The following is a 16,093-nucleotide window of genomic DNA, read 5'->3' as shown; positions in this document are numbered from 1 at the left end:
CGTTGACGGCGGCGGGCGGCCATGGGTGACTCGGTGACCCATGAGACTCGCCGCGGAACTCCGGGCCCTCGGGGTCGACCCGGGCCGGACCCTGCTCGTCCACAGCTCGCTGCGGCGCCTCGGCGCCGGCCCGGACGACCTCCTCCGCGCCCTCCAGGACGCCACCGGCGGCACGGGCACGATCGTGGTACCCGCCCAGACGCCGCTGAGCTCCCCCACGTCCCGGGCGTTCCGGGACGCCACCGCCCACCTCGACGCGGACGGCCGCGCCAGGTTCCGCGCGGCCCTCCCGGGCTTCGAGCCGGCCTCGACCCCCTCGACCGGGATGGGCGCGTTCGCGGAGCACGTCCGGACCCGCCCGGGAGCGACCCGCAGCGCCCACCCCCTGACGTCCTTCGCCGCCCTCGGCCCCCGCGCCGCCGAGCACACGGCCGTCCACGACCTGGACTGCCTGCTCGGCGAGCGCTCCCCCTGGGGGCTCTGTACGGGGCAGAGGCCGCGATCCTGCACCTCGGCGTCGGCTACGCCGCCTGCACAGCCTTCCACCTGGCCGAGTACCGCGTCGCCCGCGCCCTGCGCACCTACCGCTGCCTCCTCTCGGTGGACGGCACGACCAGGGAACGCGAGTTCAAGGACGTGGAACTCGACGACGGCCCCTTCGCGGAGATCGGAGCCGGGCTCGACCGGACGGGCGCCGCCCGCACGGGCCGGGTCGGCGGCACGACCGGCCGCCTCGTGCCGGTGCGCGCGGCGGTCGACCACGCCGCCCGGGCGGCTCGCCTCCCCCGCGTGACCTCGCCATGTGACATCTTCACCGGACTCCCGCGCCGCGTCGCGCGCAGGCTGTAGAGTCGCCGGGCGACACGGCGGGTCCGGCCGGCCCCGCCGCGGTCGGGCCACGCTCGGATCTCGCCAGGAGTTGGTAGGGATGGGTACGACGGCCGGGCACACGGGGCCGGGGGCCGGTCACGCAGGGCCGGGAGCCGGGCGGACGGAGCCGGGGGCCGAGGTCGAATGGCCGCTCGACCTCGACGTCCGCGCGCTCCTCGAAGGCGGTTGGCGGCCCACCCCGTTCCAGCAGTTCGTCCTCAAGATCCACAGCCGCTGCAACCTGTCCTGCGCCTACTGCTACATGTACGAGATGGCCGACCAGGGGTGGCAGCGGCAGCCGCGCCGGATGGCCCGGCCCACGATCGCCAGGGTCGCGCGGCGGATCGCCGAGCACGTGCGGCTCAACCGGCTCAACCGCGTCGAACTGATCCTGCACGGCGGCGAGCCGCTGCTCGCCGGCCCCGACCACCTCCGGTACGCCGTCACCGAGGTCCGCTCGGCGGTCGGCCCGGACGTCACCGTCGACGCGCGGGTGCAGACCAACGGCGTCCTGCTCGCCCAGCCGTTCCTGGAGCTGTTCGACGAGCTGGACGTGCTGGTCAGCGTCAGCCTCGACGGCGACCGCGAGGCGAGCGACAGGCACCGCCGCGGCCCGGCCGGGCAGAGCAGTCACGACCGCGTCCTCGCCGGGCTGGAGCGGCTCACCGCCCCGGGGTTCCGGCACCTGTTCGGCGGGCTGCTGTGCACGATCGACGTGGACAACGACCCGATCCGCACGTACGAGGCGCTGCTCGACTTCGCGCCGCCCACGATCGACATGCTCCTGCCGCACGGCACGTGGGACGCCCCGCCCCCCGGCCGCAAGCCCGACAGCGCCGACACCCCCTACGCCGACTGGCTCATCGCGATCTTCGACCGCTGGTACCGGGCGCCCGTGCAGGAGACCCGGATCCGGCTGTTCACCGAGATCATGCGGCTGCTGCTCGGCCGCCCGTCCAGGACCGAGTCGGTGGGGCTCTCGGCGGTCGCGCTGCTCGTCGTCGAGACCGACGGCGGCATCGAGCAGATCGACAGCCTCAAGTCCGCCTACGACGGCGCGGCGGGGACGTCGCTGCACGTCAGCCGGGACGCGTTCGACGACGCGCAGCTGCTGCCCCCGATCGTGGCGCGCCAGATCGGGGCGCGGGCGCTGGCCCCCACTTGCGCGTCCTGCGATCTCGGGCGCGTCTGCGGTGCGGGCCTGTACCCCCACCGCTACCGTTCGGGGACGGGGTTCCTCAATCCCAGCGTCTACTGCCCCGACCTCTACCGCCTCATCGACCACATCCGGCGCACGCTGAACGACGATGTGGCCGCCGTGCGGGAGCGCGGGCGGCCGGTGGGGAACCCGGACGACTCCTAGAAGGGCGACGACCGGGACATGGCCGCGGACCAGGCTCTGGCACGGCACTCCCTGCCCGCCGACGTCTTCCTCGACCTGGCCCGCGGCGGCGGAGGCGCCGTCGCGGCCGGGCATCTGCACGACGCGCAGTACAGCAGGCGGCTGCTGCTCCTGCAGGGCGTCCCCCGCCTGGCGGAGGAGTGCGGGCACGAGCACGCGGGCCGCATCCGGCGCGCCTACGCGCTCCTCGCCGGCATTCAGCGGGAGGCTCCGGAGGCGGCCGAGGCCGTCGTCCGCTACCCGACCGTCGGTTCCTGGGTCACACGCGCCCTGTACGCGCTGACCGGCCAGCCACCGGTGGGATCCCCGGCCGATCCGGTCGAGCTGGCGGCGGTCGCGGCCGCCGCGGCGGTCCGGAGCCGGCGGTCCGCGACGATCGAGGTGCCGATCGTCGCGGGCGGGGTGACCCTCCCGTCGCTGGGCCGCGCCGCCGTGCCGGGCGCGGACGGGTTCGCGGTCGTCCGGTCCGGGCCGGGCGGGGCCGAGATCACCGCCGGACGGCACCGGATCACCCTGCCCGGAGGGACGGAGCGGGCCGGCCGCGAAAGCGACCCCGGCGAGCCGGGCTGGGAGGCCCTGCGGTGGCTGACCGCCGAGCACCGCGGCGTCCGAGCGGGTTTCGTCCTGGACGACCACGACCCGCACCGGATGCCCGGCGCCCGGTGGTCCGAGCGCCCGCTGACCGGCGCGGAGCCGGCCGAGTGGGGCGCGATGCTCCAGCGGACGTGGCGGGTGCTGGTCGAGCGGCATCCGGCGGTCGTCGCGGACGTCCTCGGCACACTCGCCGTGGTCACGCCGCTGCGGGCGCCAGGCGGCGAGAGCACCAGCGCCACCTCGAAGCTGGCGTTCGGCAACATCGGCATGTCGGCCCCGACCGAACCGTTCTCGTTCGCGGTCACGCTCGCGCACGAGGTGCAGCACGCCAAGCTCAGCGCACTGATCGACCTCATGCCGCTGACCCTGCCGGACGACGGCGGCCTCTACTACGCGCCCTGGCGGGAGGACCCGCGCCCACTGGCCGGCCTGCTGCACGGCGCGTACGCCCACATGGCCATCGCCGCCTTCTGGCGGACGGAGCGCACCCAGGACCACCCCGGGCAACTCGCCCTCCGGGCGGACACCGAGTTCGCCCACTGGCGGGACGGCACACGGGAGGCGATCGGGACGCTGCGGGCGAGCGGCCGGCTCACCCGGGCGGGCGAGCTCTTCACCGCCGAGATGGCCCGCGTCATGGACGCCATGAGCGGCGACGAGATCCCCGCCGCGGCCCGCGACCTCGCCGGGGACAGCGCCGGACGGCATCTGGCGCGCTGGCGCCTCCTACATGGGGCGCGGCCCGGTGGCTCGGAGCCCGCCGGACCGGGCACGGCGGCCCCCGGCTAGATCGGCGGCGGGTCGAAGTCGCAGTCCAGATGGCGTCCCTGCTGGAACACGCGGACGTCCGGATGGTCGGCCGGGAGCCGCCGCGTGTAGCGCTCCGCCGTGTCGTCGTGGAGGCGCGCCGCCTCCTCGCGGGCCTCGTCCGTCCCGAGCCCGGCGAGATCGGCCGACAGGTTGCCGGCGCAGACCAGCGTCATGGGGTGGTCGGGCCCCATGAGGTTCGTGATGCGCGTGAAGGCGTCCCTTCCGATCGCGATCGCCGACTCGAGGTCGCCGAGCGCGGCGAGGTCGCTGGCGAGGTTCGCGGCCACGGTCAGGTAGTAGTGGTGGTCGAGCCCGACCCGCACCCGCAGCTGCTCCAGCGCGGTCTCGTTCACCGCACGGGCCTCGGCGACGTCGCCGGTGACCCGGTGCAGGACCGCCAGGTTGCCCATGCAGGCGAGGTGGTACGGGTGCCTCTCCCCGTAGATGCGCGGGTACCGCCGGACGGTGTCGGCCGCGAGTTCGAGCGCCTCCCGCTCCTGGCCGATGTTGCGCCACAGGTTGGCCAGCGACATCGCGGCGGCGAGGGTGTCCGGATGGTCCAGGTCGTAGAGCTTGACGCAGCGGGCGTGCACGTCGGCGCACATCTCGGTCGCCTGGGTCAGGTCACCGGCCCGCCGCAGGGCGATCGCGAGGTCCTTCGAGGTCTGCAGGACCGCCGGGTGCTCGATGCTGAGATGCGCCTTGCCGTAGGCGAGCGCGTCCTGCCCGACGTCGCACGCCTCGGCGTAGTCGCCGCCGAGCCGCACCGCGCGCGCGAGGCCGTTCCACGCGTTGAGGATGAACGCCGCGCCCACCCCGGCGGGCGCGTCCCGCTGACCGAGCAGGGCGCGCATGTGCGTCTCCCTGGCCCGGGTGAAGTCGCTCGTGAGGCTGTGGTCGAGGGCGAGGTTGTTGGTGGCGCGCAGCGTCCTCGGGTCGTCCGGCCCGAACGCCTCGTGGTGCCGCCGCACGGACTCCTTGTCGTGGGCCAGCGCCTCGGCGAAGTCGCCGCGGGCCCTCAGGTCGGCACCGATGCTGTTGACGACCAGCAGGACGTCGGCGTCCTCCATGCCGGCGGCGTGCATCCTGCTCAGCGTCGCCTGGTTCAGCTCGTAGGCCTCGTTGTACCTGCCCACCATGCGCAGGATGTAGCCCTGCTCCCGGTAGGCCCGCAGGACGTCCGGCTCCTCGGGGCCGGAGTCCTTCTCCCACCGCTCGATCAGGTGCCGGACGAACTCGCTCGCGAAGCCGTCGCCGGAGACGTAGAGGAAGCGGGCCATGTCCAGCGCGAAGGCGCGGACGTCGGGCGCGGTGCTCTTTTGCACCTCGGACGGCACCACGTGCGCGATGTAGTCGCCGTACCGGGGCCAGTTGATCGTCTCCTCGGGGTTCTGGAGCCGCAGGCCGATCAGCAGGCGGTGCACGTCCGTCCGGTACTCGGCCTCGGCGCCGGGCTCCAGCTCGTCCCGGACGAGCGCCTGGATCAGCCGGTGCACCTGGATCGTCCGGCTGACGGAGTCGATCCGGGCGAGCGCGTACCGCCCGAGCTCCCCCACCGCGCGGCTGAGGGCGATCGGGTCCTCAAGGAGCCTGGCGAGCTGCGGGCGCAGCCCGTCGACGCGCTGGCTGAAGACCTCGCGCGGGATCGGCTCGGGCCCGAAGAACGCGCAGCAGCGCAGCAGCTCGACCGCCTCGGGCATGCGGTTGCTGAGGCTGCTGACCGACAGGTCCCAGGCGGCGGTCATCGAGACGGGGTACTCCGAGGGCTTGCCCACGTCGAGCAGCTGGGTGGTGCGGTCCTTCAGGAGGCGCAGGTACTCGTCGACCGCGATACCGGTCTCCGCCTGGAGCGCGGCGGCCTGCTCGAGGGCCAGCGGCAGGTCCCCGAGCGCGTCGGCGAGGCGGTCGGCGTCCCGCGCGGGGATCGACGCCGGGACGCGCTTGCCGAGGAAGGCGACGCTCTCCTCGCGGGTGAAGACGTCGACGGGCAGCGCCTCGACGACCCCCTCCCAGCGGTGGTTCCGGGAGGTGATCAGGACGTCGCCCGGCCCCTGGGAGGGGATCGTCTCCATGATCCCCTCGGGGTCGTCGGCGTTGTCGAAGACCAGCAGCCAGCGGCTGTAGGGCTCGCCTCGCCGTAGCGCGTCCAGGACGGCGCCGGCGGCCTCCTCGACCCCGGTCGCGGTGGCCGGCGGCAGGCCGAGGTGCGGGGCGAGCGCGGCCAGCGCGGACCGGACGAGGACGGGCTGGTCGGCGGAGATCCACCAGACCAGGTCGTACTCGTCGCGGAAGCGGTGCGCGTACTCGATCGCCATCTGGGTCTTCCCGACCCCGCCGAAGCCGTGCAGCGCGTGCGGGAGCACGGCCGTGACCTCGTCGGCGATGCCCGCGCGCAGGAGCCCGAGCAGCTCCTCGCGGCCCGTGAAGTTCTTGTTCCGCGGGGGGACCCGGCCCCAGATCTGGGGCGCCGCGTGCCGCCGCCTCCCGCCCATCGACTGCGCACCGGCCACGAGCCTGCCTCCACGTTCTGGCGACTGCCCCAAAGACTGATCAGCGTGCCGACGCGGGTCAACGGCGCACCCGTATTCGGTCATGCCCTATCTCGGCTCCCGGACGGGAGAAACAAGGACTCGCCGACACCTTGAGCATAGAAGATCCCTCCCGAACCCGAAAGGAGACAAAGGAATTTCCTCTCGAACTCATTACGATTTCGTCCCGCCAGGTCAGACACACCTCCCGCCACTTTGAGCACCGACCGTTCCGCATGTACCATGCGTCCGAATACCCCATGACATACCCCTCGACCCGAGGGCACGGAGCGGAGCGACATGGAACAGCAGACCGAATTGCGCAGCGAGTTGCCTGATGTGTCCGGTCTGTCACTCCGCGATTTAGACGAACTCGACAATTCGGTCTTCTCGCAGGCTCTGCGGTCCCTGCTCGATCCGTCCCGGCGCGACGCCGACGCGACCGCGCGGTTCTCCGCCTACGGGGACCCGCTCGATTTCAGCTAGCATCCGCGACGAACGGCGGCGCCTTTTCCCGGACATCGCCCGCCATTAACGGCATCACGCGTTCGCGAGCCTCTCCGCTTTCCGGCGATGGTGACTGGCGAGGCGTGGATTGCGCGCCGCCAGGGCGTCCGCGGCGAACCTGGCGGCCTCGTCCCGCCGCCCGCGCTGCTCCATGAGCTGCGCGATGCCCAGCAGCGCCAGGCCGTCGTCCGCCGCCTCGGGGAACATCCCGCCGAGGTGCTCCGGCGCCACCCGTCCGCCCTGGTGCGCCTCGAAGGCGCGGGCCCACGCCGCGACCGCCGACGGAGGCGCCGTACGGACGACTTGCGCGAGGTCGGCCAGGGCCCGCGCGGCATGCCGCTGCTCGGCGAGCATCTCGCCGCGCACGCGCAGCGCCTCGTGATGCTCCGGCTCCCGGGACAGCAGCACGTCCAGCTCGCGCAGGCCCTGCTCCAGGCGGCCGACATGCCACTTCGCCTGCCCCATGTCGAGCTTCACGATGCCGTCGTGGACGCCGTGCGTCGCGGCGACGCGCGTGTTCTCCAGAGCGTTCGCGGGCTCGCCGCGAAGGAGCCACAGCCGGCCGACGGCGGCCAGGATGTCTCCCATGCGCGGCACGTGCCCGGCGGCCTCGAGGTACGCCGCGATCGCCGTCTCGTGGTCCGCCCGCGCGAAGGCGATGTCGCCCCGGATCGTGTGGGCGCGCCCGTGCACGGGCCCGGCGGCCCCGCCCGCGCGGACGGCGGCCCGCACGTACTGCTCCGCGCGCTCGAGGCGTCCCGCCGCCAGCGCCTCCTCCGCGGCGTCCAGGAGCGTGTGCGCGTCCGGCTCCGGCATCGCCCTGCGGGCCTGGCCGACCTTCCGGATCGGCGTGACCATGCACGGGTGCTGGAGCTCGTAGAAGAGCGCGCCGTCGCGCACGGTGGTCCTGATGAGATGCCGGTCCTCGACCGCGCGCAGCACGGCGTCGTCGAACTCGCGGAGTGCGGCCTCCCGCGGCACCGGGACCGCGATGCCCTCGGGCGAGACGAACGACCGGCGCAGCCACGTGCCGATCTCGCAGGTCGGCAGCTCGTGGTCGTCGGTCAGCCCGTCCAGGGTGCGCGTGCAGAAGTCGGCGAGCGCGGCGTTGACGTCGGGCACGACCTCCGGCGTGATGGTGGTGCGGACCCCGGTGCCGTCCGTCAGCCGTTCCCACAGCGCGGAGCAGAGCATCTGCAGCAGGACGGGATCGACGCGGGCGTCGTCGTCCTCGGCCGGGATCTCCCCCGGGCGGACGACGCGCAGCGCGTCCACCAGCCGCGCCGCCTCGCCGGCCTCGAAGCCGTGCGGGGCGCCCGCCAGCGGCCTGCTCAGCGCCTCGATCGCCGAGTTCCGGTCCAGCGCGTCGAGGACGAAGCGGGCCGGTGCCCGCGACGGCGCGAGCATCCCGGCGAAGCGGCGCGCGGCCGCCTCCGCGTCGGGCCGCAGCGACAGCAGCAGGCGCACGTGCTCATGCGCGGTGAGCGCGTCCGCCAGTTCCCGGAGCAGGCGCCGGTTCCGCGGGTCGTCCGGTGCGGTCCCGCGCAGGAAGCGGTCGGCGCCGTCGATCGCCACCAGGGTCGGCACGGGCCGCCCGGACGCGTCGCGGCGGACGTGGCCGTCCAGGAACCGCTTGACCGTGAGGCCGATGCAGGCGGCCGGGTTCTCGTCCGGCTGCCAGGAGGTGAGCAGCGCGAAGAGCGTCGGGCTGCGGGCGGGGACGAGCGGGGCCGGCAGGGCGGGGCGGTGGCCGGGGTCGCCGACCGGGAGCACATGGACGCCGGCGGTCTCCAGCCACGGGACGACCCCGGCGCGGAGCAGGGAGGTCTTGCCCACACCGGAGTGGCCCACGAGGAGGGTCAGCCGGTTCCCGCGCCACAGATCGGTGAGGAGGCGGATCTCCATGTTGCGCCCGTAGAACTTGTTCTCGTCCTCCCGGCCGAAGGGGCGCGGCCCCATCCACCATCCCGGCGGTCCCGAACTCATCCGGTCGACTCCGTTCATTCCGTCGATAGTTCACTATCACACTCTCCGCGCACCCCTCCACCGGAGGACCAACGAATTTCCGTGCTTCCCCGGTGCCTTTTCGTCTCCGCCATCCGGTGAATAGGTACCGACCAGAAACCCCGGCCACTTCCGGCTTCACCACCTGCGCCATAGGACACATACGCCATCATTCCCAGCGTCTATCCTTCGGCGTGCGGATCCTGGGAGGGGCGAATGACGGACCAGGCCGACCACCTGCCGAACGGCATGCTGGAGCGGGAGACCCGAGAACTCCTGCGGGACGGTGGCGAACTGGAATGCGACCCCGCGTCCCACGAGGAGATCGTGCGGCAGATCCTGGCGAAGGAGAACACCCTCGCCGCATTGCTGTGGTCCGAGATCACGGCGGCGAACGAGGCCGACCGCGCATTGCGCCGCCCTTGGCCGGCAGTCGTCCTCGCGATCGCGGCGGTGGGCATCGGCGCGGCGGCCCTGTCGTTTTCGGCCGCCGTCGGCGCGCTGGAATTCCCGTCCGGCGACAAGCGATCCCTCGCCCTGCCGGTGGGTCTCCTGCTCGCCCTTGCGGGCGCGGTGATCCAGCGCGATCGCATCCGTCTGCGGCGCCGCCGCGACGCCGCGCGGGCGGAGCTGCGCGGGGCCGTGCTGGCGCCGCTGCGCGCGATGATCCGCACGGAGATCAGCGCCCTCGAAGGGCCCGAGGTGCGCTGGTCCGGCGTCCTGGAGACGACCGAGGCGCCCGCGCTGGTCGAGCTGAACATCAAGGACACCGTCTCGTCCGTCGGCTACCGGCGGCTGCGGGCGTTCATCCAGGGCCACGAGGCGTCGACCATCGGGATATGCGGGCCGCGCGGCGCGGGGAAGACGACGCTGATGCGCCGGCTCCTGCGGGACGACTCGCTCGACATCACCGGCGCGATCGTGAGCACGCCGGTCCACTACTCCCCGGAGGAGTTCACCCGCATCGTCCACGGTGAGCTGGCGCGCGGCGGGCGCCCCTCCGACGACGAGCCGGGCACCGGCCGCCGGCTGACGGACCGGGCGCGGGACCTCGCCGCCGCCGCCGGGCGGCGGGCGATCATCCTGGCGGGCGCGGCGCTCCTGATGGTCCTGTGGCTCTACGAGAAGGACCGGCCGGGGGTGAAGCCCTTCCAGCTGACCCTGTGGCAGTTCATCGTCGTGATCGTCGTTCTGGTCGGGGTCGGTCACGCCTGGAGCCGACTGCAGAACCGCGCGAGGCCGTCTCCGCCGCCGCAGACGGTCGCGGAGCTGTGCCGCCGGCAGTGGGAGGAGCTCCGCTGGTCGGTCGCCACCGAGGCGTCGGCGGTCACCTCGCTGAAGGTCGCCGGGTCCGGAACGGAGGGGACCGACAGGCTGACCCGGACGCAGCGGACGCTCTCCCGCGCCGAATCCGTCCAGGCGCTGCGGGACTTCATCGAGTCCCTGGTCAGGCTCGGCGGAAAGCCGGTCGTCGTGTGCATCGACGAGCTGGACAAGATGGCGCGGCCCGAGGACGCCGTCGACGCCATCAACGGGATCAAGGACCTGTTCCACATACCCGGAGCGCATTTCGTGCTGTCGGTGTCGACGGACGCGATGCACGGCTTCGCGGCCAGGGGCGTGCCGGTGCGGGACGTGTTCGACTCGGCCTTCGACACGATCGTCCCCCTGGGGCCGCTCACCTTCACGGAGTCCCACACCCTCATCACCCGGCGGGCGCGCAACTTCTCCGGAGCCGTCGCACTGTTCTGCCACGCCTGGTCGGGCGGGAACGCGCGCGATCTGATCCGGACGGCGCGGTCGTGCGTGGAGCACCGGGCCCTGCTCGCGGAGGGCGAGGAGGCCACGGTGGGCCGGATCGCCGGGCTCGTCCTTCGCGCCGATCTCCGCGAGGTCGTCGACGCGACCGTCGAGCGGCTGCGCGCCGAGGGCGGCGCGGTCCCGGCCTCGGCGCTCGACGGGATCCTCGCGTTCCGCGAGTCGCTCGAGACGGACGGGCGCGCGCTGCACGCCACGGTCGACGCCGCGCTCCAGGCCGACCTCCTCCCCGCCGGGGACGCGGCGCCCGTGTCGGAGGCGCGGCGGCTGGCCGCCGCGCTGCCGCCCTACGCGCGGCTCGCGGCGCTGTGCGACCGGCTCTTCGAGAGGCCGCGGCCTCCGTCCGAGTGGCAGAGCGCCGCCATGCTCGACGCGGTGGCGGCGCTCGCCGACGTCCGGTGCTCGCTCGGCCGGCATCCCGCGGTCATCGAGGAGAGGCTGCGGCGGGCCGCCGGCGCCTGCGCGGCCGCGACGTGAGGCCGCGGGCACCGGCGGCCCCGCGGGTCACGGCCGGCGGGTGTCGAGGATGTCGAACTCGTTGGGCAGGCCCAGCTTGTAACGGATCTTGTCGTTGGCCTTCAGGAGCGTCCAGATCGGGTTCTCGTAGAGCTCGTGGAGGTCGCAGCGGGACGCGCCGGACCCGGCGGCGTCCAGAAGGGCGTTGACGGCGGCGCGGCCACCCTGGTTCGCGCCCTCCATCGTGGTGACGTTGATGGGGGTCTTCACCCAGTCGCCGGCGAGGAACAGGTTGGGGATCCTCGTCTTGGACGCGGGGCGCAGGTTCCATGAGCCGGGCTGCTGGATGAACAGGGGCGTCTCGTTGGTGACGCCGCCCGCCGGGTCCGGGACGATCGCCGGGTCGAGGAACCAGGAGTGCAGGTCGGAGTCCCGCAGGACGGTGCCGGTGTCGTTGACGTGCGCCTTGATCTGGGCCCAGGTCTCGGCGGCGATCTGGTTCGGCGTGCAGTCCTTCGCGCGCCTGCCGTTGAAGGTGCCGGGGGTGAACCAGTCGGAGATGATCGAGGAGAGGCAGTCCTGGACGGTGCCGTCGCCGTAGGTGGCGAAGTCGCGCTTCCAGAACTGCTCCTGGCTGATGGACGTGACGGCCCACGCGGAGTCGCCGTAGTTCACGTGGCCGGGGGTGAGCGGCAGCTTCTTCTTGAGGAAGAACATGAGGCCGGTCATCCAGTCGGTGCGCAGCCGCCTGATGGTCGCGAGGGACGGGTCGGCGGCGAGGACGGCGGGGCTGAGCAGGTCCGCCGTCCGCTCGCACGGCATCGCGACGACGAACCAGTCCGCCGCGATGGACGCGGTGCCCGACGCGGTCGTGGCGGTCGCGCCGGTGACGCGGCCACCCGACACCTGAAGGGCGTTGACGCTGTAGCCGACGTTGAACCCGACTCCGAGGTCGCGCAGGTGCGCGACCCACGGGTCGAGCCACATCTCGTTGGTGGAGCCGTTGAGGACGCGGTCGACGGACGCGCCGCGCTCGTTGCCGAGGCCGATGATGCTCCACACGGTGGCCTCGCCGACGAGGCCGATCGAGTGGGTGCTCGCGTCCTTGGACTTGGTGGCCGCGAGGTTGCGGATGGTGCCGTCCGCGATGAACTTGTTGTACTCGTCGGAGAACCAGTCGGCGCGGATGTAGTCGGCCCACGTGACGTTGTCCCACTGGCCGAGCTTGCGCTCGTCGGAGCTCGTCACGTAGACGAGCAGCTTCTGCGCGGCGAACGCGGCCTCGTTCAGCGGCAGGTTCAGCAGCGTGATGAGGCCGGACTTGATCGTGGCGAGGAAGCTCGCCGCGTCGTAGATGCTCGGCCTCGGGGGGAGCGGGAACGGGAACGGGAGCGTGAGGTCGGGGCGGCCCTGCCGCGACATCATGTACGCGGTGGCGCGGACGAGGTTGTCCCAGCAGCCGTTGGCGTTGCCGGGGAACGGCGTCCGCCGCATGTTGTCGGTGAGGTTGAAGTAGAACCCGGGGAAGAAGCGGAAGCCGTGCTCGCCGGGCAGGTCGAGCCGTCCACCGGTGCCGGTCCCGGCGGGGAAGATGCTGCGCGCCTTCCCGCCGAGCGCCGTCTTCTCGTAGACCTCGACCTGGAAGCCCCGCTCGATGAGCTCGTGCGCGGCGGTGAGGCCGGCGACCCCGGCCCCCAGCACCGCGACCCTCCCGCCCGCGGCCCTCCCGGCCGCGGCCTCGGCGGGCGCGGTGCCGGCGGCGAGCGCGCCCGTGGTGGCGGCGCCGACGATGCCGGCGTCGCGGATGAACCGTCGTCTCGTCTGGTCACCCATGGGGTACCTCCGTGTTCCAGCCTTCTGGAACGAAGGGTCTCCGCCCCCGACTCGGACACCGAATAAGCGGATCCCTACGTCGTAACACGCCGTTGGCGGCCTGCCAACAAGCTTGTTGGCAGGCGGCCAACAGTGGCCGTGGGACGGCGGAGGCGCACCCATGGGCGAGGCGCGCCCCGGTCCGCGGTACCGGCGCGGGCTAGCGTGCCGGAGTCAGGAGGCCCGCGTCGACCACGGCGCGACCGAACGGGCGGGCCAGGTCGGCCAGTTCCGCGCAGTCGCGCTCGCCCAGGGCGGCGTAGGCGGGTACGGCCAGGGTGTCGGTGCGCTCCTCCAGGTGCTGCCGGAACTCGCGGCCCTCGGGGGTCAGCGTTTCGCCGTCCAGGAGGCCGCGGGCCTGGAGGGCTTCGGCGGCGGCCTGCCATGCCTCCTTGGGCCAGGCCCGGGTGAACTTCAGGAAGCCGGACGCCTTCTGGTCGTCGGCGGCGTGCAGGATGATCGCGTCCAGGCCGGAGACGCCCTCGGCGAGAAGGGTGGCGACGTGGCCGTCGCCCCGGAACTCGCGGAGCAGCGTCTGGGCGTGCCAGAGCTGCAGGATCGGCTCGTCCGGCCACGGCAGGGCCGCGTGGGCGGCGAAGAGGGGGCGGCCGTGCGCGTGGTCGACGGCGGACTCGGCGGCGCGGCGGGCCAGGGCGAGGGTCTCCTCCAGGCGCGGGATGCGGTCGATGCCGGCCCGGCGGAGGGCCGCACCGGCCGCCGCCAGGCGCGCCTCCAAAACCTGTTCCGGCGTCGCCTTCTCCCACGCGGCGGGGAGCGCCATGCGGACGAGGCCGGGGTTGAAGTTGTAGAAGGTCGCGATGACCAGCTCGGCGGAGGCCCGGCCGAACGCCGCCGACCTGGACGCGAAGTAGCCGGCGGCGGCGTCCAGGCCGAGTTCGGCGTAGTGCCGGGGCCCCTCGGGGACGAAGTAGATCATGCTGTGCACCGGCTCCAGCCGCCGCCAGGCCCGACGTGCCGTCTCGCGCATTCCGCCTCCTACATCCCGAATTAGAACGCGACTCTAACTCACGGGCCGCGGAGGTCGGTCGTGAGGATCAGGTGAACGGGCGCCCGCCGGGTCCACCGCATCGGCGGGCCGATGCGGTGGACCCGGCGCGGCCGGACGGCCCGCGGCCGCTCAACGCGGCGCTCGCCGCCCGGCGGACACGGCGTCGATGACCCGGTCGGGCGCCTGCGCGTAGGAGTCGAACCGCATCGTGTACACGGCGCGGCCGGACGTCAGCCCCCGAAGATGCCCGACATAGCCGAACATCTCCGACAGCGGGACCCGCGCCGTCACGGTGTCGGTACCGACCCCCTCGACCCGGCCCCGGCGCGCGTTGAGGTCGCCGATCACCTCGCCGAGGTACTCGGCGGGCGTCGTGACCTCGACCGCCATGACCGGTTCGAGGAGCACCGGCGCGGCCTGGCGCACCGCGGCCCGGAACGCCATGGCGCCCGCGACGGTGAACGCGAGCTCCGACGAGTCGACCGGATGGAAGTCCCCGTCGAGCAGCGTGACCCGCACCCCGGTCAGCTCGTGCCCGGCGAGCACGCCGGACCGCATCGCCTCCTGGCAGCCCGCGTCGACCGAGGGGACGAACTCCTTCGGCACCCGGCCGCCGGTGACCCGGTTGACGAACTCGTACGGGACGTCGCAGGGCTCGACGGTGATCTGCACCTTCGCGTACTGCCCCTTGCCTCCCGTCTGCTTCCGGTGGGTGTGCACGACCTTCTCGACCTTCCGGCGGATCGTCTCGCGGTAGGCGACGCGCGGTCGGCCCACGTTCGCCTCCACGCCGAAGTCGTCCCGCATCCGCTGGACGAGCACCTCGAGATGCAGCTCCCCCATCCCGCCGAGCACCGTCTGCCCGCTCTCCGGGTCGGTGTGGACGTGGAAGGAGGGGTCCTCTTCGGCGAGCCGCTGGATGGCGGCGCCGAGCCTTTCCAGATCGCCGGACGAGCACGGCTCGACGGCGACCTCGATGACCGGCGCCGGGAAGTCCATCGACTCGAGGACGACGGGGTGCGCCTCGTCGCACAGGGTCTCCCCGGTGGTGGTCTGCTTCAGCCCCATCACCGCGACGATGTCGCCCGCGCCCGCCGCGCCGATCTCCTCCCGCCGGTTCGCGTGCATCCGGTAGAGCTTGCCGATGCGCTCCTTGCGCCCCTTGACGCTGTTCAGCACGGTCTGCCCCGGCTCCAGGCGTCCGGAGTAGATCCGGACGAATGTGAGCCGGCCCAGATGCCGGTCGCTCATGACCTTGAAGGCGAGCGCGCCGAGCGGCTCGGCGTCCGTTCCGCCCGGCGACGGCAGGTACCGCACGACCGCGTCCAGCAGCGGCTGCACGCCCTTGTTCTTGAACGCGCTGCCGCACAGGACGGGCGTCGCCACCGCCGCCACGGTGAGCCGCCGGATCGCCGCGTGCAGCTGCTCCGCGGACGGCTCGGCGCCGTCCACGTAGAGCCGCATGAGCTCGTCGTCGCGTTCGGCGACGGCGTCGACCAGCCGGGCGCGCGCCGCGCGGGCCGCCCCGGCCAGGCCGGCCGGCACGTCCGCGTCGGTGTACTCGTCCCCGGACCACACGTGCGCCCGGAGGCCGACGAGGTCGACGACGCCGGTGAAGGCGCCCTCGGCCCCGATCGGCAGCTGGACGAGCAGCGGCACCGCGCCGAGCCGGTCGGCGATCATGGCGACGGTGCGGTGCGGGTCGGCGCCCGCCCTGTCCATCTTGTTGACGAAGCAGACGCGCGGCACCCCGTACCGGTCGGCCTGCCGCCACACCGTCTCCGACTGCGGCTCGACCCCGGCGACGGCGTCGAACACCGCCACCGCGCCGTCGAGGACGCGCAGGCAGCGCTCCACCTCGACGGTGAAGTCGACGTGTCCGGGCGTGTCGATGAGGTTGACGGTATGGCCGCGCCACCGGCAGGTCGTCGCGGCCGACGTGATGGTGATACCGCGCTGCCTCTCCTGTTTCAGGAAGTCGAGGGTCGCGGCGCCGTCGTGCACTTCGCCGATGCGGTGCGAGACGCCCGTGTAGAACAGGACCCGCTCGGCGAGCGTCGTCTTCCCGGCGTCGATGTGGGCCATGATCCCGATGTTGCGGACCTTGGTCAGGTCACGGCGAGTGATGGTGGTCATGGGAAATCGGCCCTCCTCCGGGAATCCGTCTTGTACGGCTCCGCGACTTTAACGGCGCGGCCGGAGGAATGACGACGGGTTTTTCCG

General features: G+C 73.1%; 9 protein-coding genes and 1 pseudogene. 5 read left to right on the top strand and 5 right to left on the bottom strand.

All coding sequences use genetic code 11. The features are described from left to right. Nucleotides 1-40: 40 nt before the first annotated feature. The 3 genes and pseudogenes from IE99_RS31160 (at nt 41) to IE99_RS0114605 (ending at nt 3,655) form a co-directional block, all read left to right on the top strand. A pseudogene (locus IE99_RS31160) lies at nt 41-849 on the top strand (AAC(3) family N-acetyltransferase). Nucleotides 850-928: 79 nt separating this feature from the next. Then, complete coding sequence (locus tag IE99_RS0114610) at nt 929-2,233, top strand: FxsB family cyclophane-forming radical SAM/SPASM peptide maturase (RefSeq protein ID WP_051712510.1); 1,305 nt, start codon at nt 929-931, stop codon at nt 2,231-2,233. Nucleotides 2,234-2,251: 18 nt separating this feature from the next. Then, on the top strand, nt 2,252-3,655 hold the full coding sequence (locus IE99_RS0114605) for an HEXXH motif domain-containing protein (protein ID WP_051712509.1): 1,404 nt from the start codon (nt 2,252-2,254) through the stop codon (nt 3,653-3,655). On the opposite strand, the gene fxsT is transcribed toward IE99_RS0114605, so the two are convergent. After that, nucleotides 3,652-6,186 carry an FxSxx-COOH system tetratricopeptide repeat protein gene (gene fxsT / locus IE99_RS0114600; protein ID WP_342666222.1) on the bottom strand — a complete coding sequence of 845 codons (2,535 nt, stop codon included), beginning with the start codon at nt 6,184-6,186 and terminating at the stop codon, nt 3,652-3,654. The two genes, IE99_RS0114605 and fxsT, sit on opposite strands and share 4 nt — an antisense overlap. Before the next feature lie 318 nt (nt 6,187-6,504). Here fxsT and fxsA point away from each other — a divergent pair, with 318 nt between their 5' ends. After that, a complete protein-coding gene (gene fxsA / locus IE99_RS0114595; RefSeq protein WP_030169826.1) occupies nt 6,505-6,690 on the top strand; it encodes an FxSxx-COOH cyclophane-containing RiPP peptide in 186 nt (61 codons plus the stop codon). Between the two features lie 54 nt (nt 6,691-6,744). Here the strand turns inward: fxsA and IE99_RS0114590 are convergent, their stop codons facing one another. Beyond that, nucleotides 6,745-8,697, bottom strand: a complete 1,953-nt coding sequence (locus tag IE99_RS0114590; RefSeq protein ID WP_157610300.1) for a tetratricopeptide repeat protein — start codon at nt 8,695-8,697, stop codon at nt 6,745-6,747. A gap of 234 nt (nt 8,698-8,931) precedes the next feature. On the opposite strand from IE99_RS0114590, the gene IE99_RS29180 reads away from it, so the two are divergent. Continuing rightward, complete coding sequence (locus tag IE99_RS29180) at nt 8,932-11,010, top strand: P-loop NTPase fold protein (protein ID WP_037559387.1); 2,079 nt, start codon at nt 8,932-8,934, stop codon at nt 11,008-11,010. A 27-nt stretch (nt 11,011-11,037) separates the two neighbouring features. Here the strand turns inward: IE99_RS29180 and IE99_RS0114580 are convergent, their stop codons facing one another. The 3 genes from IE99_RS0114580 to fusA all read right to left on the bottom strand — a co-directional run bounded on the left by IE99_RS0114580 (nt 11,038) and on the right by fusA (nt 16,006). Further along, a complete protein-coding gene (locus IE99_RS0114580) occupies nt 11,038-12,822 on the bottom strand; it encodes a hydroxysqualene dehydroxylase (protein WP_030169820.1) in 1,785 nt (594 codons plus the stop codon). A 199-nt stretch (nt 12,823-13,021) separates the two neighbouring features. Further along, nucleotides 13,022-13,849 carry an SCO6745 family protein gene (locus IE99_RS0114575; RefSeq protein WP_030169817.1) on the bottom strand — a complete coding sequence of 276 codons (828 nt, stop codon included), beginning with the start codon at nt 13,847-13,849 and terminating at the stop codon, nt 13,022-13,024. Nucleotides 13,850-13,999: 150 nt separating this feature from the next. Next, entirely contained in the window at nt 14,000-16,006 is a 2,007-nt protein-coding gene (gene fusA, locus IE99_RS0114570; RefSeq protein ID WP_030169814.1) for an elongation factor G, read from the bottom strand. Between the last annotated feature and the right edge of the window lie 87 nt (nt 16,007-16,093).

This window comes from Spirillospora albida, assembly GCF_000718255.1.
GTDB classification, from domain to species: domain Bacteria; phylum Actinomycetota; class Actinomycetes; order Streptosporangiales; family Streptosporangiaceae; genus Spirillospora; species Spirillospora albida.
Note: the sequence above shows the minus strand (reverse complement) of the source record. Positions and strands in the feature narration are given on the sequence as shown.